General features: G+C 74.0%; 20 protein-coding genes. 7 read left to right on the forward strand and 13 right to left on the reverse strand.

What is annotated here, in order from left to right:
- Window positions 1-290: 290 nt before the first annotated feature.
- From G6553_RS18660 to G6553_RS18675, 4 genes are all read right to left on the reverse strand, one after another.
- On the reverse strand, window positions 291-2354 hold the full coding sequence (locus G6553_RS18660; protein ID WP_166196278.1) for a serine/threonine-protein kinase: 2064 nt from the start codon (window positions 2352-2354) through the stop codon (window positions 291-293).
- Window positions 2355-2395: 41 nt separating this feature from the next.
- On the reverse strand, window positions 2396-5017 hold the full coding sequence (locus G6553_RS18665) for a bifunctional FO biosynthesis protein CofGH (RefSeq protein ID WP_166196280.1): 2622 nt from the start codon (window positions 5015-5017) through the stop codon (window positions 2396-2398).
- Window positions 5018-5028: 11 nt separating this feature from the next.
- A complete protein-coding gene (locus tag G6553_RS18670; protein ID WP_166196282.1) occupies window positions 5029-5688 on the reverse strand; it encodes a hypothetical protein in 660 nt (219 codons plus the stop codon).
- 76 nt (window positions 5689-5764) lie between these two features.
- A complete protein-coding gene (locus tag G6553_RS18675; protein WP_166196284.1) occupies window positions 5765-6913 on the reverse strand; it encodes an acyl-CoA dehydrogenase family protein in 1149 nt (382 codons plus the stop codon).
- A 98-nt stretch (window positions 6914-7011) separates the two neighbouring features.
- Between G6553_RS18675 and G6553_RS18680 the strand changes: the two genes are divergently transcribed.
- A complete protein-coding gene (locus G6553_RS18680; protein WP_347565805.1) occupies window positions 7012-7731 on the forward strand; it encodes a MerR family transcriptional regulator in 720 nt (239 codons plus the stop codon).
- Between the two features lie 144 nt (window positions 7732-7875).
- Here the strand turns inward: G6553_RS18680 and G6553_RS18685 are convergent, their stop codons facing one another.
- Together G6553_RS18685 and G6553_RS18690 are read right to left on the reverse strand one after the other, a co-directional pair.
- Entirely contained in the window at window positions 7876-8913 is a 1038-nt protein-coding gene (locus tag G6553_RS18685) for an LLM class F420-dependent oxidoreductase (protein ID WP_166196286.1), read from the reverse strand.
- A gap of 64 nt (window positions 8914-8977) precedes the next feature.
- A complete protein-coding gene (locus G6553_RS18690; protein WP_166196288.1) occupies window positions 8978-11062 on the reverse strand; it encodes an acyltransferase family protein in 2085 nt (694 codons plus the stop codon).
- Window positions 11063-11181: 119 nt separating this feature from the next.
- On the opposite strand from G6553_RS18690, the gene npdG reads away from it, so the two are divergent.
- The gene (gene npdG / locus G6553_RS18695; protein ID WP_166196290.1) at window positions 11182-11853 is read left to right on the forward strand and encodes an NADPH-dependent F420 reductase; all 672 of its coding nucleotides are present in this window, start codon (window positions 11182-11184) and stop codon (window positions 11851-11853) included.
- A 112-nt stretch (window positions 11854-11965) separates the two neighbouring features.
- On the opposite strand, the gene G6553_RS18700 is transcribed toward npdG, so the two are convergent.
- From G6553_RS18700 to G6553_RS18715, 4 genes are read right to left on the reverse strand one after another with little or no spacing between them, the layout of a single operon-like run.
- A complete protein-coding gene (locus G6553_RS18700; protein ID WP_166196292.1) occupies window positions 11966-13714 on the reverse strand; it encodes an ABC transporter ATP-binding protein in 1749 nt (582 codons plus the stop codon).
- Entirely contained in the window at window positions 13711-15465 is a 1755-nt protein-coding gene (locus G6553_RS18705; protein WP_347565806.1) for an ABC transporter ATP-binding protein, read from the reverse strand. Before G6553_RS18705 ends, G6553_RS18700 begins: the two co-directional genes overlap by 4 nt.
- 58 nt (window positions 15466-15523) lie before the next feature.
- Window positions 15524-16471 (reverse strand): hypothetical protein, encoded by a 948-nt coding sequence (locus tag G6553_RS18710; protein WP_166196294.1) that lies wholly within the window; start codon window positions 16469-16471, stop codon window positions 15524-15526.
- 47 nt (window positions 16472-16518) lie between these two features.
- Window positions 16519-17061, reverse strand: a complete 543-nt coding sequence (locus tag G6553_RS18715; RefSeq protein WP_166196296.1) for a YbaK/EbsC family protein — start codon at window positions 17059-17061, stop codon at window positions 16519-16521.
- A gap of 71 nt (window positions 17062-17132) precedes the next feature.
- On the opposite strand from G6553_RS18715, the gene G6553_RS18720 reads away from it, so the two are divergent.
- Window positions 17133-18071 (forward strand): glycerophosphodiester phosphodiesterase family protein, encoded by a 939-nt coding sequence (locus G6553_RS18720; protein ID WP_166196298.1) that lies wholly within the window; start codon window positions 17133-17135, stop codon window positions 18069-18071.
- Here G6553_RS18720 and G6553_RS18725 read toward each other — a convergent pair.
- Window positions 18068-18313, reverse strand: coding sequence for a hypothetical protein (locus G6553_RS18725; protein ID WP_166196300.1), 246 nt, complete (start codon window positions 18311-18313; stop codon window positions 18068-18070). The two genes, G6553_RS18720 and G6553_RS18725, sit on opposite strands and share 4 nt — an antisense overlap.
- Complete coding sequence (locus G6553_RS18730; protein WP_166196302.1) at window positions 18310-19599, reverse strand: PspC domain-containing protein; 1290 nt, start codon at window positions 19597-19599, stop codon at window positions 18310-18312. Before G6553_RS18730 ends, G6553_RS18725 begins: the two co-directional genes overlap by 4 nt.
- Before the next feature lie 169 nt (window positions 19600-19768).
- Here G6553_RS18730 and G6553_RS18735 point away from each other — a divergent pair, with 169 nt between their 5' ends.
- From G6553_RS18735 to G6553_RS18750, 4 genes are all read left to right on the forward strand, one after another.
- Window positions 19769-21058, forward strand: a complete 1290-nt coding sequence (locus tag G6553_RS18735) for an ATP-binding protein (protein WP_166196304.1) — start codon at window positions 19769-19771, stop codon at window positions 21056-21058.
- Window positions 21051-21731, forward strand: coding sequence for a response regulator transcription factor (locus tag G6553_RS18740; protein WP_166196306.1), 681 nt, complete (start codon window positions 21051-21053; stop codon window positions 21729-21731). The genes G6553_RS18735 and G6553_RS18740 overlap by 8 nt, the downstream gene beginning before the upstream one ends.
- A gap of 66 nt (window positions 21732-21797) precedes the next feature.
- On the forward strand, window positions 21798-23222 hold the full coding sequence (locus tag G6553_RS18745) for an APC family permease (protein WP_166196308.1): 1425 nt from the start codon (window positions 21798-21800) through the stop codon (window positions 23220-23222).
- Window positions 23223-23278: 56 nt separating this feature from the next.
- Window positions 23279-23638 carry a hypothetical protein gene (locus tag G6553_RS18750; protein WP_166196310.1) on the forward strand — a complete coding sequence of 120 codons (360 nt, stop codon included), beginning with the start codon at window positions 23279-23281 and terminating at the stop codon, window positions 23636-23638.
- A 134-nt stretch (window positions 23639-23772) separates the two neighbouring features.
- On the opposite strand, the gene G6553_RS18755 is transcribed toward G6553_RS18750, so the two are convergent.
- Window positions 23773-24804: a type IV toxin-antitoxin system AbiEi family antitoxin domain-containing protein gene (locus G6553_RS18755; RefSeq protein ID WP_166196312.1), complete on the reverse strand. Its 1032-nt coding sequence runs from the start codon at window positions 24802-24804 to the stop codon at window positions 23773-23775.
- Between the last annotated feature and the right edge of the window lie 280 nt (window positions 24805-25084).

Raw genomic sequence — 25084 nt, forward strand, 5'->3', positions numbered from 1 at the left:
AGCCCGCCGCCTCCGCCGCCGGGCTCCTGACCCTCGCTGAGACGCACGCCCCCGACCGGTCCGCCGGTCGGGGGCGTGGTGCGTTCGTACGCCGGGTGGTCGCTGCGGCCTGCCCGCCGCCGCCGCCGCTGTAGTCCGTGACGTTCGGCAGGTGGATCGGCCGGATGTCCCTGCCGAACGTCACGGACTACCGATCCGAGGGGTCCGGTCCTGTGGAGAACAGCCAGCCGGCCGAGGTCATCGCCGGCGCGCGCTTCTCAACCAGCCGGTCGGGCGCGGGACGCGCCGGACTAGGAGTGGGAGACGCGGGCGCGGGTGCGCACGCCGTCGACCACGAGGGTCACGAGGCCCTCGTCGCGGGCGATCTTCGTCAGGCGGGCGACGCGTCCGCGACCGTCCTTGCCGACCGGGATCGGCACGCAGTCGACGCCCTGCTCGCACCACTCGCCGACGCCGCGGGAGAACAACCGGGGGACCGGCCGGCTGCCCGAGGCGAACCCGGCGACCTCGACGCCGTACCAGGTGCACGGGTAGGTGTAGCCCTGGGACTCCGTCGTGCACGCACCCGGGGTCCGCACGAGGCGCACGACGCGGGCCTGGGAGGTGGCGCAGTCGCGCTGGACCGGGCTGGTGGCCGTGCCGCTGGCGGACTCCGCGACGGTGCGCACGCGCACGCAGACCCGCTTGCCGCCCTGGCCGGTGTCGATGGTGAAACGCCGGTCGCCGAGCGTCTGCCAGCCCTGGCCGCGGTTGTACTCGGTGCTCAGCACGACGTCGCCGCCCGGCTCGGGGGCCTCGCGGATGCGGAAGCCCACCGACCGGTAGCCGCTGCGCGCCCGGACGCTCGGCGCCTTCGGCGCCGGGAGGGTGGCGGCGGTCGCGCTGGGGCTGTTGCTGGTGCTCGCCGAGGCGGTCTCGTCGGCTCCGTCGCCGGTCGCCGCGGTCGTGGGGTCTCCCGCGACCGGCTGGTCGTCCTCGTCGCCGGTGGAGGCGTCGATCGCGAACGCCGCGACGGCGACCGCGGCCACCAGGCCGGCGGCGGCAGCGACGGCGACGCCGCCGCGTCGACGCCGCTCGCGGTGCTCGGGTGCGCCCGCCGGGCCGTCCGGCCCGTCGCCACCGGACCCGCCGGACCCACCACCCGAGCCGTCGCCCGGACCAGGCACGTACGGCGCGGCGACGGCCGCCGGGGTGACCAGCTCGCGCACGACCGTGCTGCCGGCCTGCGGACCCTCGTGGTCGTCGTGCTCCGTCCGCGCGGCGGAGGTGGCGGCCGCAGCAGCGGCACCGGCGGCGGCCGCTCCGCCCACCGTCCCGGCAGCGGCACCCCCAGCGCCTGCGGCACCCCCAGCGCCTGCGGTACTACCAGCGCCGAGGACCGGCTTGACCGCGGTGCGGTCGTCCTCGGGGTCGACCGCGGAGGCCGGGCCGCCGGGACCACCGAGCCCAGCCGCCTCGACGGGGTCGTCCACGCCGGTCGCGGGACCAGGGACGGGCAGCCGGCCGGAGTCGATGTCGCGGATGATCGCCAGCAGTGCCTGCCGCAGCTCAGCGGCCGAGCGGACCCGCTGCTCGGGGTCCTTGTGCAGGGTGTGGGCCAACAGCTCGTCGATGCGGTCGTCGACGGGGTGGCCGGTCGCCAGCTGCGGGATCGGCGAGTTGACGTGGCTGTTGATCATCTGGAAGTCGGTGCCGGCGTACGGCGCGTCGCCGGTCAGCACCGCCCACAGCAGGCAGCCCATCGAGTAGACGTCGCCCCGCTCGTCGGCGGCGTGGCCGAAGTGCCGCTCGGGTGCCATGTACGCCGGGCTGCCGACGAGCGTGCCGGCGCGGGTCAGGCCCTCCTGGTCGGCGGCGTTGCCGTCGAGCGCGATGCCGAAGTCGGCGAGGTAGGGGATGAGCCCCTCGGGCCGGTTCCACAGCAGCACGTTGCCGGGCTTGACGTCGCGGTGGATGACGCCGGCGGCATGGGCGTCGGCGAGGGCCTCGCAGGTCTGCGCGACCAGCGACAGCGCGGCGCGGCGGTCCAGGGGGCCGTGCGCCTGCAGCCAGGTCCGCAGGTCGCCGTCGGGGAAGAGCTCGGTGACGAAGTAGACGGTGTCGTCGGTCTCGCCGTACTCGTGGATCCCTACGATGTTGCGGGACCGGATCCGTGCCAGCACCGACGCCTCGCGGGCGAAGCGGGCGTGGAAGTCCTCCCGGTCGGGGAGGGACGGCAGCACGATCTTGAGCGCGACGGAGCGGTTGAGGACCTTGTCGACGGCCTCGTAGACCACGCCCATGCCGCCGTGCCCGATCCGACGCACGATGCGGTAGCGACCGTCGTACTCGTCGTCGACCTTCGGGTATCCCATGCCTGCCCTCGCCCGGGCTCCGGTGGCCCGCCGCGGGGAGTTTACCGGGCGCGGTCGGTGCCCAAACCCCGGTCGGGCGCGGGGCCGGACCGGGGTGCGTACGTCGTCGTCCGCTCGACCACCGGACGGCCGATCCCGGCGCCGATCTCCTTGAGCTCGGCGACCGTCTTGGCCGACCCGTGCTCGGAGCCGGCCATCCGCGAGATGGTCTCCTCCATCAGCGTGCCGCCGAGGTCGTTGGCGCCGGCGCGGAGCATCGCGCGGGTGCCTTCGACGCCGAGCTTGACCCAGGAGGTCTGGATGTTGCGGATGCGGCCGTGCAGCAGGATCCGGGCCATCGCGTGGACCGCGAGGTTGTCGCGCAACGTGGGCCCGGGGCGGGCCACCCCGGCGAGGTAGATCGGCGCCGAGGTGTGCACGAACGGCAGCGGCACGAACTCGGTGAAGCCGGTCCCCCCGGCCGCGAGGGACTCGTCCTGGATCCGCGACAGCACCCGCAGGTGGCCGACCCAGTGCCGCGGGTTGTCGACGTGGCCGTACATCATCGTCGAGGTCGTGGGGATGCCGACGCGGTGCGCGGTGGAGACGACCTCGATCCACGTCCGGGTCGGCAGCTTGCCCTTGGTCAGCACCCAGCGGACCTCGTCGTCGAGGATCTCCGCGGCCGTGCCGGGCAGCGACCCGAGGCCGGCCTCGCGGGCCTTGATGAGGAAGTCCTCGATCGACAGCCCGGTCCGCGCGGTGCCGTTGACGACCTCCATCGGGCTGAACGCGTGGACGTGCATCTCGGGCACGCGCTGCTTGACGGCGGTGACGAGGTCGAAGTACGCCGTGGCCGGCAGCTCGGGGTCGATCCCGCCCTGCATGCACACCTCGGTCGCGCCGAGCTCCCAGGCCTCCTGGGCGCGGTCGGCGACCTGGTCCAGCGAGAGCGAGAACGCGTCGGCGTCGGTGCGCCGCTGGGCGAACGCGCAGAAGCGGCAGCCGACGTAGCAGACGTTGGTGAAGTTGATGTTCCGGTTGACCACGTAGGTCACCTCGTCGCCGACGGCCTCGCGGCGCAGGTCGTCGGCGAGCCGGCAGACCTGGTCGAGCAGCGGGCCCTCGGCGGTCATCAGCGTCAGGGCGTGCTCGTCGGAGAGGTTCCCCGGGTCGGCCTCGGCCGCGGCGAGCGCCTCGCGGCCCTCGCTGTGCAGCACGGCCGGCGCGCCGTCGACCAGGGCGGTGCCCGCCGCGGCGTCGCGGACGGAGTCCCAGTCGCCGTACACCTCGGTGAAGTCCGAGCGCCGGTCCTCGGTGCGCCCCTCGGTGTCGACGGCCGCGTGCAGGTCGGTGCGGCCGGCGCCGGTCTGCAACGACGCGAAGCCGCCGTCGGGCTCCTGCCACGGCCGCCCCACGGGACGTACGCCGGGGCGCGCGAGGCCGGCGCGCGGCCCGCTGGTCTCGGCGAGGGCGGCGACGTGGCCGGCGACCCGCGGGTCGAGCCAGGGGGCGCCGGACTCCAGCGACGCGCGGACGTGCTCGGGGTGGATCGTCAGCCGCGCGGCCAGCTCGAAGCCGCACTCCGCGCTCAGGGCGCGCAGCCGCTCCAGCGAGGGCCAGGGCCGCTCGGGGTTGACGTGGTCGGGGGTGAGCGGGGAGACGCCGCCCCAGTCGTCGACGCCGGCCTCGAGCAGCGCCCGGCACTCGGCCAGGTCGACGAGGTTCGGCGGCGCCTGCACCCGCGCCCTGGGGCCGAGCACGATGCGGGTGACGGCGATGGCGGCGCGGTACTCCTCGAGGTCGAGGTCGTCGGCGTGCCGCATCGCGGTGTCCGGCTTGGCGCGGAAGTTCTGGACGATGACCTCCTGCACCGCGCCGTAGGCCTTCATCGTGGCGCGCAGCGCGAAGATCGTGTCCGCGCGCTCCGCGAGCGTCTCGCCGATGCCGACGAGCAGCCCCGTGGTGAACGGGATCGAGAGCCGGCCGGCGTCCTCGAGCACCCGCAGCCGCACGGCCGGGTCCTTGTCCGGGGAGCCGAAGTGCGCCAGGCCCTTGGTCTCGTGCAGCCGGGTCGAGGTGGTCTCGAGCATCATCCCCATCGAGGGGGAGACGGGCTTGAGCCGGTTCATCTCCTCCCACGACATGACGCCGGGGTTGAGGTGCGGCAGCAGGCCGGTCTCCTCGAGCACCTGCACGGCCAGCGCCCGGACGTAGGCCAGCGTCGAGTCGTAGCCCTGCTCGTCGAGCCAGGCCCGCGCCTCGGGCCAGCGGTCCTCGGGCCGGTCCCCGAGGGTGAAGAGCGCCTCCAGGCAGCCCAGCTCGGCACCCTGGCGGGCGATGTCGAGGACCTCGTCGGGGGAGAGGTACGGCGCCCGGCCCTCGCGGGCGGCCTGCCCGGGGGTCTCCACGAACGTGCAGTAGTGGCAGCGGTCGCGGCAGAGCCGGGTGACCGGGATGAACACCTTGGGCGAGTACGTCACCACGCCGGGCCGGCCCGCAGCCACGAGGCCCGCGTCGCGGACCTTCGCCGCGGCCGCGCACAGCCGGTCGAGCTCGGGTCCCGTCGCCGCCAGGAGGGCGGTCGCCTCGGCGGGGTCGAGCGCCGCACCCCGCTCGGCGCGCGCTAGCGCACGGCGTACCTGCTGGGGGGTGGGGCGGGGTCCCGCGGTCTCGGCGTCCATCGCCGTGCAGGCTATCCGGCCGCGGTGCGGACCACGGGGGGATGCTCGAGCTGTGGCGCGGTCGAGCGCAGGTGGCCCGCCGCCCAGGCGCGGTGCACGACGACGGCGGCGACGAGCGCGCCGAGGACGCCGAGGGCCAGGTCACCGAGGGTGTCGGCGTAGGCGTGCTGGCGCTCGGAGTGGCGGCTGAGGAACGCGGCGTACTCCGCCAGCTCCCAGGCGATCGCCGCGGTGCCGGCGAAGGCCAGGGCCCGCTCGAGCACCGCGCCGAGGCCCGCGCTGCGGTGCATCGTCAGCAGCAGCACCGCGACGGTGAGCAGCCCGAGGTTGGCGAAGTGCATCCAGTCGTCGAACCAGACGATGCGGTCGTAGAGGTCCATCCGGTTGCCGAGGGTGTCGCTGAAGCAGGTGATGGTGACGAGCAGGTCGGCGAGCCAGGGGAACGACGCCCGCTCGCGCCAGGAGAAGAACCAGACGGCCGGGATGGCGAAGGCGAGGAGCGGGTAGCCGATCGCGCGGGCCTCGGCGCCCTTGCCCTCGAGGCCGCTGGCCTCGGGGTTGGCCAGGGCCAGGCCGAGCAGGAGCACGAGCAGCGCCTTGGCGGCCACGTCGAGGGTGCGGACGACGCCGGGCGTCTCGTAGCGCACCACGGTCATCACGTCGCTGCTCACCACAGCACGCTACCGCCGCCCGGCCTGCTGGCCGGGCGGCGGGTGCTCGCGCGTGTCCCGCGGTGTGATCCGGGGCTCAGATCCCCAGGCTGCGGCCGATGATCTCCTTCTGGATCTCCGTCGTGCCGCCGTAGATGGTCTGGATGCGGCTGTCGACGTACGCCTTGGAGATCGGGTACTCGTTCATATAGCCGTACCCGCCGTGCAGCTGGACGCCCTGGTCGGCGAACTTCTTCTGCAGCTCGGTGGTCCAGTACTTCGCCATCGACGCCAACGCGGTGTCGACCTTGCCCTCGTTGAGCTTCAGGACGCAGTCGTTGACGAAGAGCCGGGCGATGTGGGCCTCGGTCGCCATCTCGGCGAGCAGGAACCGGTTGTGCTGGAACTTGCCGATCGGCTTGCCGAACGCCTCGCGCTGCGCGGCGTACTCCAGGCACAGGTCGAGGATGTGCTCGATCGCGGCGATGGCGATCGCGGCGATCGAGACCCGCTCCTGGGGCAGGTTGACCATGAGCGAGATGAAGCCGGAGCCCTCCTCGCCCAGAAGGTTCTCCTTGGGCACCACGACGTTGTCGAAGAACAGCTCGGCGGTGTCCTGGGCCTTGAGACCCATCTTGTCGAGGTTGCGGCCGCGCTCGAAGCCCTCCATGCCGCGCTCGACGACGAGCAGGCTGATGCCCTGGTGGCCGGCGTCGGGGTTGGTGCGGGCGACGACGATGACGACGTCGCTCATGATGCCGTTGCTGATGAAGGTCTTCGACCCGTTGAGGACGTAGTGGTCGCCCTTGTCGACGGCCGTGGTCTTGATGCCCTGCAGGTCCGAGCCGGCGCCCGGCTCGGTCATCGCTATCGACGAGATCAGCTCGCCGCTGACCAGGCCCGGGAGCCAGCGACGCTTCTGCTCGTCGGTGCCGAGCTGGCTGATGTAGGGGACGATGATGTCGGTGTGGACGGGGAAGCCCAGCCCGCTCGCGCCGACCCGGGAGATCTCCTCGGCGACGATCATGTTGTAGCGGAAGTCCTTGATCTCCGGACCGCCGTACTCCTCCTCGACGTCGAAGCAGAGCAGCCCCGCCTCGCCCGCCTTCAGCCACACCTCGCGGCTGACCTGCCCGTCCTTCTCCCACTGGTCGTGGTGGGGGACGACCTCCCTCTCGAGGAACGAGCGCACGGTGGCGCGGAAGTCCTCGTGCTCCTGCTCGTAGATCGACGGGCGCTCCGGCATGTGGTTCCTCCGACGGGTGAGGGTGGTCGACGGGTACGTCGCGTTGTCAGCGCAACTGTGACAGCAGAACTGTCATCGAGCAAGGTAGGGTGCTGGTCGTGTCCCTCTCCTCAACCTCGACGGCGTCGCTGACCGTCGACGAGCTCGCGGCCGCCGTCGGGCTGACGGTCCGCACCACGCGGTACTACGCCAGCCTCGGCCTGCTGCCGCCGCCGGAGCGCCGCGGGCGGGTGGCGTACTACGGCGACGAGCACCGCGCGCGGCTCGAGCTGGTCCGCGCGCTGCAGGACCACGGCTTCACCCTGCAGGCGATCGAGCGGGTGCTGGCCGGGCTGCCGGCCTCGGCGACCGTCGAGGACCTCGCGCTGCAGCGGGCGATGCTGACGTCGTGGTCCTCCCAGCCCCGCGAGCGGCTGACCCGCAAGCAGCTGGAGGAGGTGGCCGGCCGCCGCCTCCTCGACCGCGACCTCGAGCTGCTGGTCACGCTCGGCTCGGTCGAGCGGGACGGGTCGAGGTACGTCGCCCTGCCGAACCTCCCGGTCGGCGTCGAGCTGCTCGACGTCGACATCCCCGCAGGCAGCATGGAGGCCGCGAGCGAGGCGATCGACCGGCACATGGACGCCCTGGCCGAGGAGCTCACCGAGATCCTGCGCGAGCAGGTGCTGCGTCCCTACCGCCGGGAGGCACAGACCGCCGAGGACGCCGAGCGGCTCGAGCAGACCGTCTCCCGCCTGCGCCGGCTCACCCTCGAAGCCGTCGTCACCGGTTTCCAGCGGGCTGCCAACGCCGTCATCGCGCGCTCGCTCGCCCGGGACTGACCTGCGGGCCGAGGGCGGCCCGAAGTTTCATCGGCCAGCCGATGAAACTGTCGGTGGGCCGATAAAACTTCAGCGTCCCACCGTCACGTTCATCGGCCAGCCGATGAACCTCACGACCGCCCGACCACCGGCGTCAGGCGAGGGTCAGGAGACCCACTCCTTGAGCTGGGCGATGGTGGCGGCGGGGTCGGGGCTGACCGGGGTGACCTGGAGGTTGGTGACGCCGGCCTCGGCGAAGGCGGCGATCCGCTCCTTGACGTAGGACTCCGGCCCGACGAAGTTGCCGGCCTCGAGCCACTCGCGCGGCACGAGCGCCTCGGCCTCCTTCTTCTTGCCGTCGAGGTAGAGGTCCTGGATCTGCTTGGCCTCGGCCTCGTAGCCGTACTGGCAGGCGAGGTCGTTGTAGAAGTTCTTGCCGCGGGCGCCCATGCCGCCGACGTAGAGGGCGTAGATCGGGCGGGCGAAGTCGAGGAGTGCCTTGGTGTCCTCGCCCTCGCCGATCGCGACCATGCCGCCGGCGGTGACCTCGAGCGGGCCGAGGTCGGCGGAGCGCTTGGCGGTGCCCTTCGCGAGCGCGGCGCCCCACACGTCGTTCGCCTTCTCCGGCAGGAAGAGGTGGGGGATCCAGCCGTCGGCGACCTCGGCGGTCATCGCGACGTTGGCGTCGCCGAGCGAGGCGACCCACAGCGGGACGGCCGGGCGCTCGGGGCGGGTGAGCAGCTTCAGCGGCTTGCCGAGGCCGAGGCCCTGGTCGGCCGGCAGCGGCAGGGTGAAGACCTTGCCCTCGTGCTGCAACGGCTCGCGGCGCAGGCCCTGGCGCAGGATCTTGATGACCTCGCGGGTGCGGCCCAGCGGCTTGTCGTACGGCAGGCCGTGGAAGCCCTCGATCACCTGCGGACCGGACGCGCCCAGCCCGATGACCGCGCGGCCGCCGGAGACGTTGTCGAGGCCGGCCGCGGTCTGCAGCAGGGCGCCGGGGGTGCGCGAGAAGACGTTGAGGATCGCCGCGCCGATCTCCAGGGTCTCGGTCTTCGCGGCGAGGTAGCCCATCAGCGTGGGGGAGTCGAAGCCGTACGCCTCGGCCACCCACACCGTGTCGAGGCCGGCCTTCTCGAGCGCGACGACCTGGTCGGCGGCCTGGCGCGGGTTCCCGTCGTACATCAGCGGCATCGAGAGCTTCATGCCGCTCACCCTGACACCGGTGCTGTCACCGTCACAAGGTGGGGGTGCTCACGGGGTCAGCGGGTCAGGGCAGGTCGAGCATGTGCAGCGCGCGGCCGAGCGCTCCGGCCAGGGACGCGGCGTACTCCGTCGTCAGGTGGTCGGTGTCGCGGTAGGTCAGCGTGCCGCCGACCACCACCGGGCAGAGGTCCTGGTAGCACAGCCACGGCGTCGGGTCGACGACCTCCGCGCCGGCCAGCCGCGCGGACGTCACCGCCACGTCGCCGAGCCGGCGGGAGCGCTCGACCGGTTGGAAGGTGCAGTCGCCGAGGCTGGGGGAGCCGGTGGTCAGGCAGGTGCCGGGGTCGTACGACGACTTGGGCACGTCCCGGAGCAGCACCACCCGGTCCGCGGCCCGGCGGAGGTCGGCGAACAGGTCGTCGTACCCCTGGGCGAGCAGCGGGGTGACCCGGTCGATCGCCTCGTAGCGGCGGTCCCCGTCGTAGACCCCGTTGACCGGCGGGGAGGACGTGACGACGACCAGGTCGGGCTCCAGCGACGCGACCTGCTCGCCGACCCAGTCGTGGAAGCCGGTGCACTCGGTGAACGGGCGGTCCTCGTCGACCGGCGCGGGGACGACGTGGGCGGCGGTGCACTGCGGCTTGACGAGGTAGTACGCCGTCCAGCCGCCCTCCTCGGCGATCCGGTCGAAGGCGGGGATCCAGGCGCGGGCGTGCGAGTCGCCGGTGACCACGACCGTGCGGTCGGCGTCGGTGTCGCCGCGTGGGCAGAGCCGGCGCACGTCGGTGCTGTAGTCGCAGGCGCCGACGTCGGCGACCGACGCGCGCAGGTCGAGCAGGTCGGGGTCGAGGTCGCTCGGCACGGCCCGCCGTTCGCGGGCGGCGTCGACCGAGGCGCGCACGAGCGCGACCGTGCCCTCGGGATCGTCGTGGGTGAGTCCGTCGGCGGTGATCGCCGGGTTGTCGCCGGCGTCCGCGCGCTCGCCGGTCCACCACCACGTGCCCGCGCAGGCGGCGGCGACCAGCGCGAGGCTCGCCGGGTAGAGCACGATCGCGCGGGGCACCCCCAGGGCGAGCGCGGGCCGGCCCTCCCGGAAGGGCCGCTCGACGTAGGCGTAGGTGACGGCCGACAGCACGAACGTCACGAGCACGGCCGCCGCGGCCTCCCACGCCTCGAGCGACCGGCCGAGCAGGCCGGCGGGCAGCACGAGCGCCGGCCAGTGCCACAGGTAGAGCGAGTAGGACCAGTCGCCGACCACGCGCACGGGCCGCCAGGCGAGCACGACGTCGGTCAGCGGGCGGGCCGGGCCGGCGCCGGCCAGCAGGACGAGCGCGGTGCCGACGACGGGCAGCGCGGCGGCGTACCCCGGGAAGGCCGTGCCTTCGTCGAGCACGACGCAGGCCACGGCCACCAGGGCGAGGCCGAGGGCGGCCAGCAGCGTCGCCGGGACGCGGCCCAGCCTGCAGAGCGCGGTCGCTGGCACGAGCGCGACGAGTGCGCCGAGCCCGAGCTCCCAGGCCCGGGTCAGGGTGGAGAAGTACGCCGCCCCCGGCTGCTCCGCGGTGTGGAGCAGCGACCAGGCGAACGACGCGCCGGTCACCACGAGCAGCGTCGCGAGCACCGCCCCGCGCGGCAGCCCGCTCGACCCACGGCGCACCAGCCGCACGACGGCGAGCACCAGCAGGAGCAGCAGCGGCCACGCGACGTAGAACTGCTCCTCGACGGCCAGGGACCAGTAGTGCTGCAGCGGCGAGACGCCCAGGTCGGAGGCGAAGTAGTCGACGTCCTGGCGCGCGAAGTGGACGTTGGCCGCGAAGAACGCCGACCACAGCGCGTCCTCCACGACCTGGCGGGCGTCGAGCAGGCTGAACCACGCCAGCGCGGTCAGCACGGTCACCGCCGTCACGACCGTCGCCGCCGGCAGGATCCGTCGGGCGCGCCGCGACCAGAACCCCAGCAGCGAGAACCGGCCGTCGCGCTCGACCTCGCGGTAGAGCAGCCCGGCGATGAGGTAGCCGGAGATCACGAAGAAGACGTCGACGCCGACGTACCCGCCCGGCAGCCAGGCGACCCCGGCGTGGCTGACGATGACGACCAGGACCGCGAGTGCTCGCAGCCCCTGGATGTCCCCGCGCAGCACTCGCGCCATCAGCCTGCCCCCGTCACGTCGCCCGGCAGGGTACCAACGGGCGGGACCCCGCCCGGGTCACGCGAGGCCCGGTGGGACGATCGTGGCCCGCACCATCCGCGAGCAGAGGGAGCAGCAGCGTGACGTCGTACCGCATCGCCGTGATCGGGGGCACCGGCCCGCAGGGCAAGGGCCTGGGCTACCGGTTCGCCCGCGGCGGCCACACGGTCGTGCTCGGCTCGCGCGCCGCGGAGAAGGCCGAGGCCACCGCCGCCGAGGTCACCGAGCGGCTCGTCGGCGTCGAGGGTGCCGGCACGGTCACCGGCGCCGCGAACGCCGCGGCGTGCGCCGACGCGGACCTGGTGCTGCTCGCCGTGCCGTACGACGGCCACGACGAGCTGGTCGCCTCCCTGCCGCTGGCCGGCAAGGTCGTCATCTCCTGCGTCAACCCGCTCGCCTTCGACAAGCGCGGCGCGCACGGGCTGGTCATCGACGGCGGCGAGGGGTCCGCGGCCGAGTCCGCGCAGCGGCTCCAGCCCGAGGCCACCGTCGTCGGCGCCTTCCACCACGTCTCGGCCGTGACGCTGTGGGGCGAGGACGACTTCCTCGCCGGCGAGGACATCCTCGTCGTCGGCGACAAGAGCGACGCCAAGGAGCCGGTCATGGAGCTGGCGGCCTCCGTCACCGGCCGCCCCGGCATCGACGCCGGCAAGCTCCGCCTGGCCCGCCAGCTCGAGCCCCTCACCGCGGTCCTGATCTCCATCAACCGCAAGTACAAGACCCACTCGGGCATCCGCATCCACGGCGTCTGACGGGCGCCGGCCCGTCGATCGACGACCAGAAGCTCCCTGCCTGGCGCATCGGCGCAGGTCGGCCGACCGCCCGCTCGACTTCTGGTTGTCCGTCGGCGAGCCCCCCGCCAGGTCAGGAGCGGCCGTTCCAGGACTCCCAGAGGGCGGCGTAGGAACCGCCGGCGGCGACGAGGTCGTCGTGGGAGCCGAGCTCGGCGATGCGGCCGTCCTCGACGACGGCGACGCGGTCGGCGTCGTGGGCGGAGAAGAGACGGTGGGCGATCGCGATGACGGTGCGGCCCTCGAGGACCGCGGCGAGCGATCGTTCGAGGTGGCGGGCGGCGCGGGGGTCGATGAGCGAGGTCGCCTCGTCGAGCACCAGCGTGTGCGGGTCGGCCAGCACGAGCCGCGCGAGGGCGACCTGCTGGGCCTGGGCGTCGGTGAGGGTGCGGCCCCCGGAGCCGACGACGGTGTCGAGGCCGTCGGGCAGGGCGTCGACCCACTCGAGGGCGTCGACGGCGTCGAGGGCGGCGCGGACGTCGTCCTCGGTGGCGCCGGGCTTGGCGGCGAGGGCGAGGTTCTCGCGGAGCGTGCCGACGAAGACGTGGTGCTCCTGCGTCACCAGCGCGACGTGGCCGCGCAGGTCGTCCAGCGGCAGCTCGGTGAGGCCGACGCCGCCGACGGTGACCGAGCCGGTGCGCGGCGGGTGGATGCCCGCGAGCAACCGCCCGAGGGTGGACTTGCCGGCGCCGGAGGGGCCGACCATGGCGATCCGCTCGCCGACGCCGACCTGGAGGTCGACGCCGTGGAGGACGTCGCGCCCGGCGGCGTACGAGAACCGGACGTCCTCGGCGGCGAGCTCCTCGCCGTCCGGCACCCGATCGGTCGCAGTGCGGTCGTCAGGCACGTCGGCGACGCCGAGCAGGCGGGCGAGCGAGGCCGCGCCCATCTGCAGCTCGTCGAGGATCGACACGATGCGGTCGACGGGGTCGATGAGCATCTGGACGTAGAGGGTGGCGGCGGTGACGTCGCCGAGGGAGACCTCGCCGCGCAGGTAGAGCCAGCCGCCGAGCAGCAGCGTGCCGACGGTCGGCAGCAGGTAGCTGATCTCCATGCTCGGGAAGAACACCGTCCGCAGCCGCAGCGTGTAGCGCTCCGCCGCGAACGAGTCGGCGATGTCGTCGTCGATCGCGCGGACGCGCTCCTCGCCGATCCCGAGCGCCTCGACGGTGCGGGCGCCGTGGACGGTCTCGGTGAGGGTGGCGTTGATCTGGGAGTACGTCGCGGACTCGCGCAGGTAGCCGTCCTTGGCGCGGGCGAGGTACCACCGCAGGCCGACCACGAGCGGCGGGACGCCGAGCAGGCACGGCAGGATGACCCACCAGCCGACACTCACCGCGGCGAGGAAGGTGACCGCCGCGGTGATGACGGCGATCGTCCACTCCGGCAGCGCCATCCGCACCGACCAGCCGAGCTGGTCCACGTCGCGGCTGGTGCGGGTCAGCAAGTCGCCGGAGCCCGCCTCCTCGACGGTGCCGAGCGGCAGCGCGAGCGCGTTGCCGACGAAGTCCTCGCGCAGGTCGGCGAGAACCTTCTCGGCGAGCACCTGGCTGATGTAGCGGGCGTAGCGGGTCAGCACGGCCTGCAGCACCACGAAGCCGGCCAGCAGCAGCATGATCCGGTCGACGTGGTCGGTGGTCGTGCCCTGCTCCACGGCTTCGACGAGGTCGCCGAGCAGGCGGGGCGCGGCGAGCGCGGCGACGGCGGCGAGCACGTGCAGCAGCAGCGCGCCCCAGACCATCCGCGGGTGCTTGCGGACCAGGCGGCCGGCGTACCGCCGCACCGAGCGGGTGTCGGCGACGGGCAGGGCGGTGGTGCTCATCGGGCCGCCTCCACGGTCTCGGCGGTCGGGTCGGCGAGCGGCTCGGGGTCGGTCTCGCGGGTGACGACGCGGCGGTACGACGCGTCGCCGGCCAGCAGGTCGACGTGGCGGCCGGTGGCGACCACGACGCCGTCGCGGACGAGGGCGACCTCGTCGACGGCGTCGAGCAGCAGCGGGCTGGACGTCGTGACGACCGTGGTCCGACCGGCGCGGTGCTCGCGCAGCCGGGCGGCGATCCGCGCCTCGGTGTGGGCGTCGACGGCCGAGGTCGGCTCGACCAGCACGAGCACCTCCGGCTCGGCGACGAGCGCCCGGGCCAGGACGAGCCGTTGGCGCTGCCCGCCGGAGAAGCTGCGGCCGCGCTCGGCGACGAGGGTGTCCAACCCGTCGGGGAGCGCCGCGAGGATGTCGTCGGCGGAGGCGGTGCGCAGGGCGCGGTCGACCGAGCGGCCGTCGCCGGAGACGTCGAGCCGGTCGCCGAGGCGGCCGGAGAACAGCATGGAGCCGGTGTCGGAGACGACCACCCGGCGGCGTACCTCCGCGCGGGTGAGACCGGACAGCGGCACGCCACCGAGGAGCACCTGGTCGTCCACCTCGGGCGCGCACAGGCCGAGCCGGTCGGCCAGCCCGGCGGTCTCGTGCGGCTGCTCGCTGACGAGCGCGACCATCGAGCCGGGCCGCACGCGCAGGCCGCTGCGCAGGTCGACCAGCTCCGAGCCGACCGGCGGGGAGGGGAGCGGCTCGGCGGGGTCGAGGTGGTCGGGGGTGAGCGCCAGCACGCGGACGACGCGGCCGGCGGCGACGCGGGCGCGGATGAACTTGTTGGCGTACTCCGTGGCGGTCCGCAGCGGGATCATCAGGAACGCGGAGTAGCCGTAGAAGGCGACCAGCTCGCCGGGCGTGATCGTGCCCTGCACGGCGTACCGCGCGCCCAGCCAGACGACCAGCACGACGAACACGCCGGGCAGGAACACCTGCAGCGCGTCGAGCACCGACTGCAGCTTCGCGACCTGGACGCCGGCGCGGCGGGTGGTCTGCGACTCGCGGCGGTAGCGGTCGTGGAAGACCTGCTCGCCGCCGATCCCGCGCAGCACGCGCAGGCCGGAGACGATGTCGGTCGCGGTGTTGGAGAGGTGGCTCATCAGCTCCCGCTGGCGGTGCGCGCGCCGCTGGAGGGGCCGGAGCAGCGGCCCGACGAGCAGCATCAGCGCGGGGACGCCGATGAGCACGACCAGCCCCAGCGTCGTCGAGGTCTGCAGCAGGATCACGGCCACGAGCACGAACGACACGACCGCGCCGGCGAACCGGGCGGAGACGTCCATGACCTGGCCGAGGTGCGACAGGTCGGTCGTGCCGATGGCGACGACCTCGCCGCCGGAGACCTTGCGCGGCAGCGTGCCGCCCAGGTGCACGGCCTGCCGGCCGACGAGCTGGACGGTGCGGTAGGCCGCGACCAGCCAGTTCGTGACCGCGAAGCGGTGCCGCATGATCCCGCTCGCCGCCTGCAGCAGGCCGACGGCCAGGAGCAGCCCGGCGAGCCACCCGAGGGTGCGGCCGTCGCGGTCGGCGACGCCCTCGTCGATCGCCCGCCCGATGATCGCCGGCATCACCGCCTGGCTGCCCATCCACACGATCCCGAAGGCAGCCCCGGCGGCCAGCGTGCGCCACTGCCCGCGCGCCATCCACCACAGGAACCTCCCCGGTGAGCGGGCGTCGGCGGTGCCGGGGTTCGCGAGGGGGAGGTGGATCACCGGACAACGTTAAGGACGTGGTCCGAAAGGCGACGAATCCTTTTCCGTCCGCGCTCGCTCAGGTGTCACCGAGACCACACGAGGCGACCGCGAAGTCGATCGCCGCGGCCGCCCCGGCCGGGCCCATCCGCAGCACCAGCTCGCCCGGCTCACGGTCCAGGACCACCCGCAGCCGCAGCGCCGTCGCGCCCCCGGACTCCAGGAAGGCGTGGGTGTCGCACCGGGTCGGCTTGAGCGGCAGCCGCACCTCCTGCCGCGGCCCGTCGCCGCGCACCCGCAGCCGCGGCGACCACGCCGACGAGCCGTCGACGGGGGACAGGATCGGCGTCGCGCCGACCGTCTCGACGACCAGCTCCCGGTCGGCGGCGCCCGTCGGGACCGCCACGAGCGTGAGGGCCGCGGTGTCCCCGACCTGCACGGGTACGTCGCCGGGCGCGACGACCTCGTCGGACCACCGCAGCCGCGCCACCTCCGCCACGGCGAGCTCGAGGCAGCGGGCGCGGACGAACCGCCCCACCACGTCGGTCGGGTCCTCGACCGCGACCGGCTCGGTCCGGCCGTCGTGCCGCAACACGACCTCGCCGGTGACCGGCTCGTCCCGCGCGGCGCAGGCGGGCCGGTCGGGGAGGACGAGCGTGTACCCGCGCTCGGCCTGCGCCGGTGCCGGTCGCAGCCGCTGCGCGACCAGCGGCGCCCGCAGCCGCGGGTCGCGGTAGGTGATCCGCGTCGGCGTCACCGTCCGGGTCGTGTCGTTGTCGAGCCACACCTGGATCCGCCCGAGCGCCGCGTCCCGGGAGGACTGCCGCAGGTCGGCGAGCAGGCGGCCGGTCGGCGGCGGCTCAGGCGGCGGCGGCAGCGGGGTGAGCGTGCGGATGGACGGGGACGGGCCGGCCGTCGTCGCGTCGGGGCCGTCGGCTGCGGAGCAGGCCGGCAGCGCCGCGAGGAGGGCCAGCGCCAGGACTGCCGCCCGGCGCGGTCGCACGCGCCCGCGTCCGGTCCGCTCCATGCCGGTCATTGTGGGGCGGGGCGGCCCCGGGCGGAAGCGCCCGCGGCTCAGCCGGCGAGGTCCTCCACCAGCTCCGCGCCGGGGAGCTCGGCGACCAGGCGGCCGGGCAGCAGCAGCTTGGAACGGCGCACGCCCGAGCCGATGACGGCCACGTCGATCTCCGCGACGCGGGCGTCGACGAGCAGCCGCCAGCCGGCCGGTAGCCCGACCGGGGTGATGCCGCCGTGCTCCATGCCGGACTCCTCGACGGCCCGGTCCATCGGCAGGAACGACGCCTTGCGCACGTCGAGCAGCCGCTTGACCCGGTTGTTGACGTCGGCGCGGGTGTCGGCGCGGACCACGCAGGCGGCGACCTTCTCGTCCCCGCCGCGGCGGCCGGCGACCAGCACGCAGTTGGCGGACGCGGTCAGCGGCAGGTCGAAGGCCTCGGTCAGCGCCGCGGTGTCGGCGAGCGACGGGTCGATCTCGGTCACGGCGACGTCGCCGGCGTGCGGCCAGCCGGCCAGGGCGGCAGCCACGGGCGGCGCCAGGAGGTCGGGGTGCTCGGTCGCGGGCAGGGACATCAGGGTCCCGAGGGACGGGAGGGGCATGTCGTGATCCTGACACCGGGTGTTCACGTCGTCCCCGCTGCCCGGCCACCCGCGGCGCGGACGCTGGTCGCGTGATCGCTCCCGTTCCCGCCCCGAGCACCGGCTCGAACCACGGACTGCTCACCGGCTCGCCGCAGGTCATCGGCCACCGCGGCGCGTCGGGCCACCGCCCCGAGAACACCCTCGCCGCCTACCGCCTCGCCGTCCGGATGGGCGCCGACGCCATCGAGCCCGACCTCGTCCCCACCCGCGACGGCGTCCTCGTCGCCCGGCACGAGAACGAGATCTCCCGCACCACCGACGTCGCCGACCACCCCGAGCTCGCCGATCGCCGGCGCACCAAGGTCGTCGGCGGCCGCGAGGTCACCGGCTGGTTCACCGAGGACCTCACCCTCGCCGAGCTCCGCACGCTCCGCGCCGTCGAGCGCCACCCGGCGATGCGGCCGGGCAACACCCGGTACGACGGGCTGTGGGCCGTGCCCACGCTCGACGAGATCTGCGCGCTGGTGCACCACGAGTCCCGGCGGTCCGGTCGCCGGATCCGGCTGTGCGCGGAGATCAAGGAGGCGTCGTACTTCGCCTCGATCGGGCTGCCGGTCGAGGAGACCCTGCTCGAGGTGCTCGCCCGCCACCGCCTCGACGGGCCGGGCGGCCGCTCGCAGCTGCAGTCCTTCGAGGAGGACGCGCTGCGCCGGCTCGCCGAGCAGACCGACGTGCCGCTGGTGCAGCTCGTCGACGAGGGCGAGCGCCCGGACGTCGCGCGCGTGGCGACGTACGCCTCGGTCCTCGGCGTGCACAAGAGCCTCGCGACCCCCGACCTGGTGGCCGAGGCGCACGCCTCCGGGCTGGCCGTCCACGCCTGGACGCTGCGCGCCGAGCTGGTGCCGGACCCGCACGCCGAGGTCCGCGACCTGCTCGACGCCGGCGTGGACGGCCTGTTCAGCGACCAGCCGGACATCACCGTCGCCGCGCGCGCGGAGTGGCTGGCCGCCCAGGAGCGGACCGGCTAGGAGTCCTGGCGGTGGTCGTGGTCGTCGCGGACGGCCCGGCGGCGCGGCGCGAGGGTCGTCACCAGCAGGCCGACGACGCCTGCCAGCACCCACGGCACCGGCAGCAGCCAGCGGACGTCCTCGCCCTGGACGGCGTCGGACTCCACGACGGCCCAGATGCCGACCAGGCCGAGGAACGCGATCCCCATGACGAGGTGACCGACGTCGACGGGGTGCCGGCCCTGCTCCCAGCTGCGCTTCATCGTGCGTCTCCTCCGGTGTGGACCTCGACCTGCCCGACGCCCAGGTGGGCGTCGAGGGTGAGGGTGGGGTTGTCGGTGCCCGGCGCGTCGTAGGCGTAGGAGTTCTCGATGCCGAGGCCGCCCTGGTCCGACCCGAAGATCCGGGCGTTGCCGACGCCGACGCTCGCCTCGGCCTCGACGTCCAGGCCCGCGGGGACCAGGACCTCGATCCGGCCGATGCCGTTCTCGACCAGCACGGTGCGCCCGTCGAGGTCGTCGAGGTCCGCGACGTCGGTCAGGTCGAGGACCAGCTCGCCGGTGCCGGACTGGTAGGTCGACGCCACGCCGGCCGCGTCCGCGGGCCGGTAGGTGCTCTGCCCGCCGCCGACAGACTCGGTGAGGACGGTGGTAGCGGTGCCGAGGGCAGCGACGAGGCCGACCGCGACCAGCCCGCCGGGGCGGCCCCAGAAGGCGCCGAGCAGGAGCATCACGCCGCAGACCGCGACGACGAGCGCGGAGTACGCCGAGTCGGCGACCGGCATCCCGCCGAGGTCGAGGAGGCCGAGCACGCCGATGCCCAGCGCCGAGAGCGCCATGGTGAACCAGAACAGTCGGGGCCCGCGGCGGCGCGGGTCGCTCGGCGGCGCGGGCGGCGCGGGCGGGCCCCAGGTCGTGCCGGGCGTGCCCGGGGGCGCGGCGTACGGCGCGGTGTAGGGCGCGGTGTACGGCGCCGGGTGGGGCGCGGCGTACGTGCCGGTGCTCGGGTCGGCGGGAGCAGCGGTCGGGCCAGCGACCGGACCAGCGGCCGGACCGGCGACCGGACCGGCGGCCGCCGCGCGGCGCTTGCTGCGGTCCGAGCGGTCGAGGAGGAGCAGCGCCACGAGCGCCACGACGGCCAGCGGCCACGGGAAGCTGAAGATGCCCCAGGAGTCGCCGAGCATCGACAGGAGCGCGACGATGCCGACGATCGTGAGGGCGACGGTGCGGTTGCGGTCGTCGAGGTGGAACGGCGCCTCGACGGCGTCGTCCTGGGGGACGAGCAGCCAGACCGCGCCGTACACGATGAGCCCGGCGCCGCCGAAGAACACCAGCACCACGAACGCCACCCGCAGGATCACCGGGTCCACGTCGAGGTGGCGGGCGAGGCCGCCGGCGACGCCGGCGACCTTCCGGTCGGTGCTGCTGCGGCGCAGTCGGCCGAGGTCGCGCACCTCCTCCTTGGACGTGCGCGGGCCGGTGCCGTGCTGGGGGCCGGGCCCGGGCTCCGGGCCGGGCTCGGGAGGTGCTTCGGGCGGGGTGGTGGTCATGGCAGCAAGCCTGGCCTCCCGGAGGCGTCGGGACCATCGGGGGAACCCCTGGTCCGCGCCCGACCGGGCTCCCCCGGATCCTGGTCCCCGACCCGGGCCCCGGTTCAGGGTCGGGTCGGGGTCCGACCCCGTGGTGGACGTCCGCGCCGGGTGCGACGATGGAACGGAGATGACCACCGAGACGACCACGACGCACGCCCCGCCCCGGGACGACGTGCGGCGGGCCTACCGCGACACCACCGAGCCGGTGGTCGGGGGCGTGGCCGCGGGCCTCGCCGTCCACCTCGGGCTGCCGGTCGTGTGGGTGCGGGTGGCGTTCGTGGTGGCGACCGCGCTCGGCGGGCTCGGCGTCGCCTTCTACGGCGGGCTGTGGCTGGTGCTGCCCGCGCAGCCGTACGTCGAGGACGAGGCGCCCGGGCTCGCCAGTGCCCGCCGGCGGGGCCGCCGCCCCGGGCGGGTGCGCCGCCTGGGCGACGTCGGCCCGGCGGTGGCCGTGGTGGCGCTCGGCCTCGGCGCGGTGCTGATGCTCGAGGCGGCGTTCGGCCGGGGCGCGACCCTGTGGCCGGTGGCGCTCGGCATCGCGGGGCTGGCGCTGCTGTGGCGGCAGGCCGACGAGGTCCAGCGCGAGCGCTGGCTGGACCACACCGGGCGGCTCGACCCGGTCCAGATGGTCTTCGGCGGCGGCGGCTGGGCGGCGTACCTCCGTGTCGTCCTCGGCGTCCTGCTCGTGGTCTCGGCGTTCTTCGTGTTCGGGTTCGACAGCGGCTCGCTGCAGGACGTCCGTGGCGCGGTCGTCGCCGGCGGGCTGGGCGTGATCGGGGTCGGCCTCGTCGCCGGGCCGTGGGTCTTCCGGCTCGTCGGGGACCTGGCCGCCGAGCGTGCGGAGCGGGTGCGGACCCAGGAGCGCGCCGACGTCGCCGCGCACCTGCACGACTCGGTTCTGCAGACGCTCGCGCTCATCCAGAAGAACGCCGGCGACGCGGCCACCGTCGCGCGCCTCGCCCGCTCCCAGGAGCGCGACCTGCGGGCCTGGCTCTACGCCGGCGAGTCGACCGACGAGCGCACGGTCGCCAGCGCGCTCCGGGGTGTGGCCGCCGAGGTCGAGGACGCCCACGGCGTCTCGGTCGAGGTGGTGACGGTGGGGGACTGCGCGTTCGCCGAGCCGCTGCGGGCGGTGGTCGCCGCCACCCGGGAGGCGGTCACCAACGCTGCCAAGCACGCAGGCACCGGTCAGGTCGACGTGTACGCCGAGGTGACGCCCGCCGCGGTCGACGTCTTCGTGCGCGACCGCGGGCGCGGGTTCGACCCGGCCGCGACCCCGGCGGACCGGTACGGCGTGCGCCACAGCATCATCGACCGGATGGAGCGTCACGGCGGGACCGCCGAGGTCCGCACCGGCGTCGGCGAGGGCACCGAGGTGCGGCTGCACCTGCCCCGGCAGGAGGAGAGCGATGAGTGAGCAGGCACCCACCACGACCCCGGTCACCGTGGTGGTCGTCGACGACCACGCGATGTTCCGTCGCGGGGTGATCGCGGAGCTCGAGGCCGCCGGCGGGGTGGCCGTCGAGGTGCTGGGCCAGGCCGCCGACGTCGACGAGGCGGTGGCCGCCGTGGCGGCGTACCGACCCGACGTCGTGCTCCTCGACGTCCACCTCCCCGGCGGCGGCGGGGTCGAGGTGATGCGGCGCGCGACCGCGGCGGGCTCCTCGCCCGGCACGCGCTACCTCGCGCTGTCGGTCAGCGACGCCGCCGAGGACGTGATCGGGACGATCCGCGGCGGCGCCCGCGGCTACGTCACCAAGACGATCACCGGCCCGGAGCTGGTCTCCGCGATCGGCCGGGTGGCCGAGGGCGACGCGGTGTTCTCCCCGCGACTGGCGGGCTTCGTGCTGGACGCGTTCTCGGGCTCGATCGAGGTGGCCGCCGTCGACGAGGACCTCGACCGGCTGACCGAGCGGGAGCGGGAGGTGATGCGGCTGATCGCGCGCGGCTACGCGTACAAGGAGGTGGCCAAGGAGCTGTTCATCTCCATCAAGACCGTCGAGACCCACATGTCCAGCGTGCTGCGCAAGCTCCAGCTGTCGTCCCGGCACGAGCTGACCCGGTGGGCGTCCGACCGCCGGCTGCTCTGACCTGCGGTTTCGCGCCTCTGGACGACGGGTAACAGGCCCCGCACCGACTACCCGACAGGGGCACCCATGACCGCGGACACCGCCGCTTCCGAGCAGCTCGAGGAGACCGAGCTCAAGCGGACCATCACCGGCCGGCTCCTCTTCTTCTACGTCCTCGGCGACGTGCTGGGCTCCGGCATCTACGTGCTGGTCGGCGCGGTCGCGGCCGCGGTCGGTGGGGCGTTCTGGATCGCGTTCGCGATCGGCATCAGCGTCGCGACGCTGACCGGCCTGGCCTATGCCGAGCTGGTGACGAAGTATCCGCGCGCGGCGGGCGCGTCGCTCTACGTCAACAAGGCCTTCCACAACCCCGCGCTGACGTTCCTCGTCACCATCGCGATGCTCTCGGCGAGCTTCGCGGCCGCCGGCTCCCTGGCCACCGGCTTCTCCGGCTACTTCGCCGAGCTGTGGGAGGGGCCGCCCGCGCTGCTGATCGGCCTGCTGTTCATCGTCGGCCTGACGGTCGTGAACTTCATCGGCATCACCGAGTCGGTCCTCGCCAACCTGGTGATGACGGTCGTCGAGATCGTCGGCCTGGCGATCGTGATCGTCGTCGGGGTCGTCGTGGTCGCGAAGGGCGACGCCGACTTCGGCGTGCTCGGCGAGTTCTCGCCCGCGGAGGACCAGGGCACCATCCTCGCGATCGTCTCCGGCGTGGCGCTCGGGTTCTTCGCGATGACCGGCTTCGAGAACGCCGCGAACATCGCCGAGGAGTGCACCGAGCCCCGCCGTACCTTCCCCAAGGCGCTCATCGGCGGCATGGTTGGCGCCGGCCTCATCTACGTCGCGGTCTCGGTCGCCTCCGCGCTCTCGCTGCCGATCCCGGAGCTGGCGGAGTCCGACGCGCCGCTGCTCGACGTCGTCGAGTCCGGCGTCCTGCCGTTGCCGGCCGGCGTCATCACCATCGTCTTCGCCCTCATCGCGATGACGGCGATCACCAACACGACATTGGTCGCGGTCGTCACGCAGTCCCGCATCCTCTACGGCATGGCGAACGAGGACGTCGTCCCCGGTGTCTTCGCCAAGCTGCACTCCGGGCGCAAGAGCCCGTGGGTCGGCCTGGTGTTCTCCGCGCTGGTCGTCTCGGGGCTCCTCGTGGCCGGCGCGATCCTCAACGAGACCGGCATCGGCGTCGACCTGATCACCCGGCTCGCGGCCGTGACCGTCGTGCTGCTGCTGTTCGTCTACGCGATGGTCATCGTCTCCGCGCTGCGCCTGCGCGGGCAGGACGAGTCCGACGCGACGTACCGCGCGAACACCCCGCTCCTCCTCCTCGGCATCGTCGGCAACCTCGGGCTGCTGGCGTACGTCGTCCACGACGACCCCGCCTCGCTCATCTGGTGCGGCGCGCTGCTCGCCCTCGGCGTGGTGCTGTTCGTGCTGGAGCTGACCTTCGGCAAGGACGACCGGCCCGAGGGCTACGACCGGGGTGACCTGAGTCTCAAGGTCTGACGCGCCGCCCGGTCCGCCGGCGATGCGTCGGCGGGCCGGGCGCTAGCCTGCGCAGCATGGAGACCGTGCGGCTGATCCTGCTGTTCCTGCACATCCTGGGCTTCGCCGCCCTCCTCGGAGGCCTGCTCGCCCAGGCACGCTTGCCCGAGAAGGCCGTCAACGCCGCCATGCGCGACGGCTCCGGCACCGCCTTCGTCGCCGGGCTCGCGCTCGTCGGCGTCATCGAGGCCGGTGACCTCGGCGACCTCGATCACGTGAAGGTCGCCGTCAAGCTCCTCATCGGCCTGGTCATCCTCGGCCTGGTCATGGCCAACGTCCGCAAGGAGCGCATCACCCAGGGCCTCTGGACCCTCCTGCTCCTCCTTACCGTCGTCAACATCGGCGTCGCCGTCTTCTGGGCCCCCGCGCACGCCTGATCCCGGGCTCTCCCGCTCAGCGGCGGCGCCCTCGGCCGGCCCGCCGCGTTGTAACGGACCGTTCGCTGCTGTGTAGGCGTGCTGCAGCGTGCCTACACAGTCTGTAACTGTGCGTTACATGTGCCGCCTCGGCCTCACGCCGCCGCCCAGCGACGCCGCGGGACGACGTACGGCGCCAGGTCGCTGATGTCGCTGCCGAACCGGGCCTCGGTGTACGCCACCTCCCGCTCGAGCCGGGTCAGGGCCGCCGTGGTCCCCGGCCCGATGACGTCGGCCCAGACCAGGCGGCTCATCCCGAGCTGGTACGAGCAGAACCAGTCCTGGCGGACCTTCTCGTCCCAGACGACCTGCTCCGCGGAGCGACCGTCACCGAAGCCACGGTGGTACTTCATCCGGCCGTCGAACTCGAACAGGTGCCGACCGATCCGCAGGTCGGCGAAGGCGGTCCGCCCGTCCCGCGACAGCCCGAACTGCGTCTGCGGCCGGCCTCGTCCCAACCGCAGCACGAGCAGGCGGGCGAGCGACTCGCCCAGCGACTCCGCGCCGCCGTCGCCGAGGTCGATGGCCTGGCGGACGCGGTTGATGTTCGGCCAGCAGTTCATCCGCTCGGTCACGGCCGTCAGCTCGCCCCGCGTCACGCCCGCGTGCAGCGCAGCGTCCACGGCCGCCACCCCCGTCGGGAGGTCGTGCTCGCGCCCCAGGTCGACCGCGGTGCGGGCGAGCCCGAGGACCGGTACGCCGTCGACGACCGTCGGCAGGTCCGCCCCACCGTACGGCGCCAGGTGGTGCTTCACCCCGCGGCTGGACCGGCACCGCTGCGGTCTGCTCCGTGCCGTCACCGGCACCGGGACGGTCAGGTGGGTGACCGGCTCTGCCGGCAGCGGCACCGCCAGGCCCCACACGACCGCGGCGCTGTCGTGGCTGCGGACGTGCTCGAGCCGCGTGCACGCCGTGACCGCGTCGTCGTGCAGCCGCTGGCGGGCGCTCCGCGTCGCCAGCGACGCCACGTGGTCGGCCGTCGCGTATACCCCTCGCCAGACGGCCACCCATACGCCGACCCGCACCAGCCGGTCGACCTCGCGGGCGGACATGCCCGCGGCGAGGGCTTGCTGGCGGGCCACCAGGTGCGGCGGCTGCTCGAGCCGGGCGCTGATCTCGGGGTGCATGCGACCACGCTGCTCGGCCGGCCACCCGGCGTACCGCCCCTCGCTCGATGCGTGTGGACGACATCTCCCGCCCGCGCCGGTGTGCGCGACTCACGGGCCGGGGCGGCCGCGGCCGAGCATGAAACGGACCGTTCGCCACGGTGTAGGCACGTTGCAACGTGCCTACACAGCACCGAACTGTGCGTTACAAGCCCGCGCCAGGCCGAGCGTCCCCGGCGGAACGTAGGCTGGCACCAGCATGAGCACCCCCTCCCTCCTGTCTCTTATCCACCTCTCCGAG

Source organism: Nocardioides sp. IC4_145, assembly GCF_011250565.1.
Lineage (GTDB): Bacteria > Actinomycetota > Actinomycetes > Propionibacteriales > Nocardioidaceae > Nocardioides.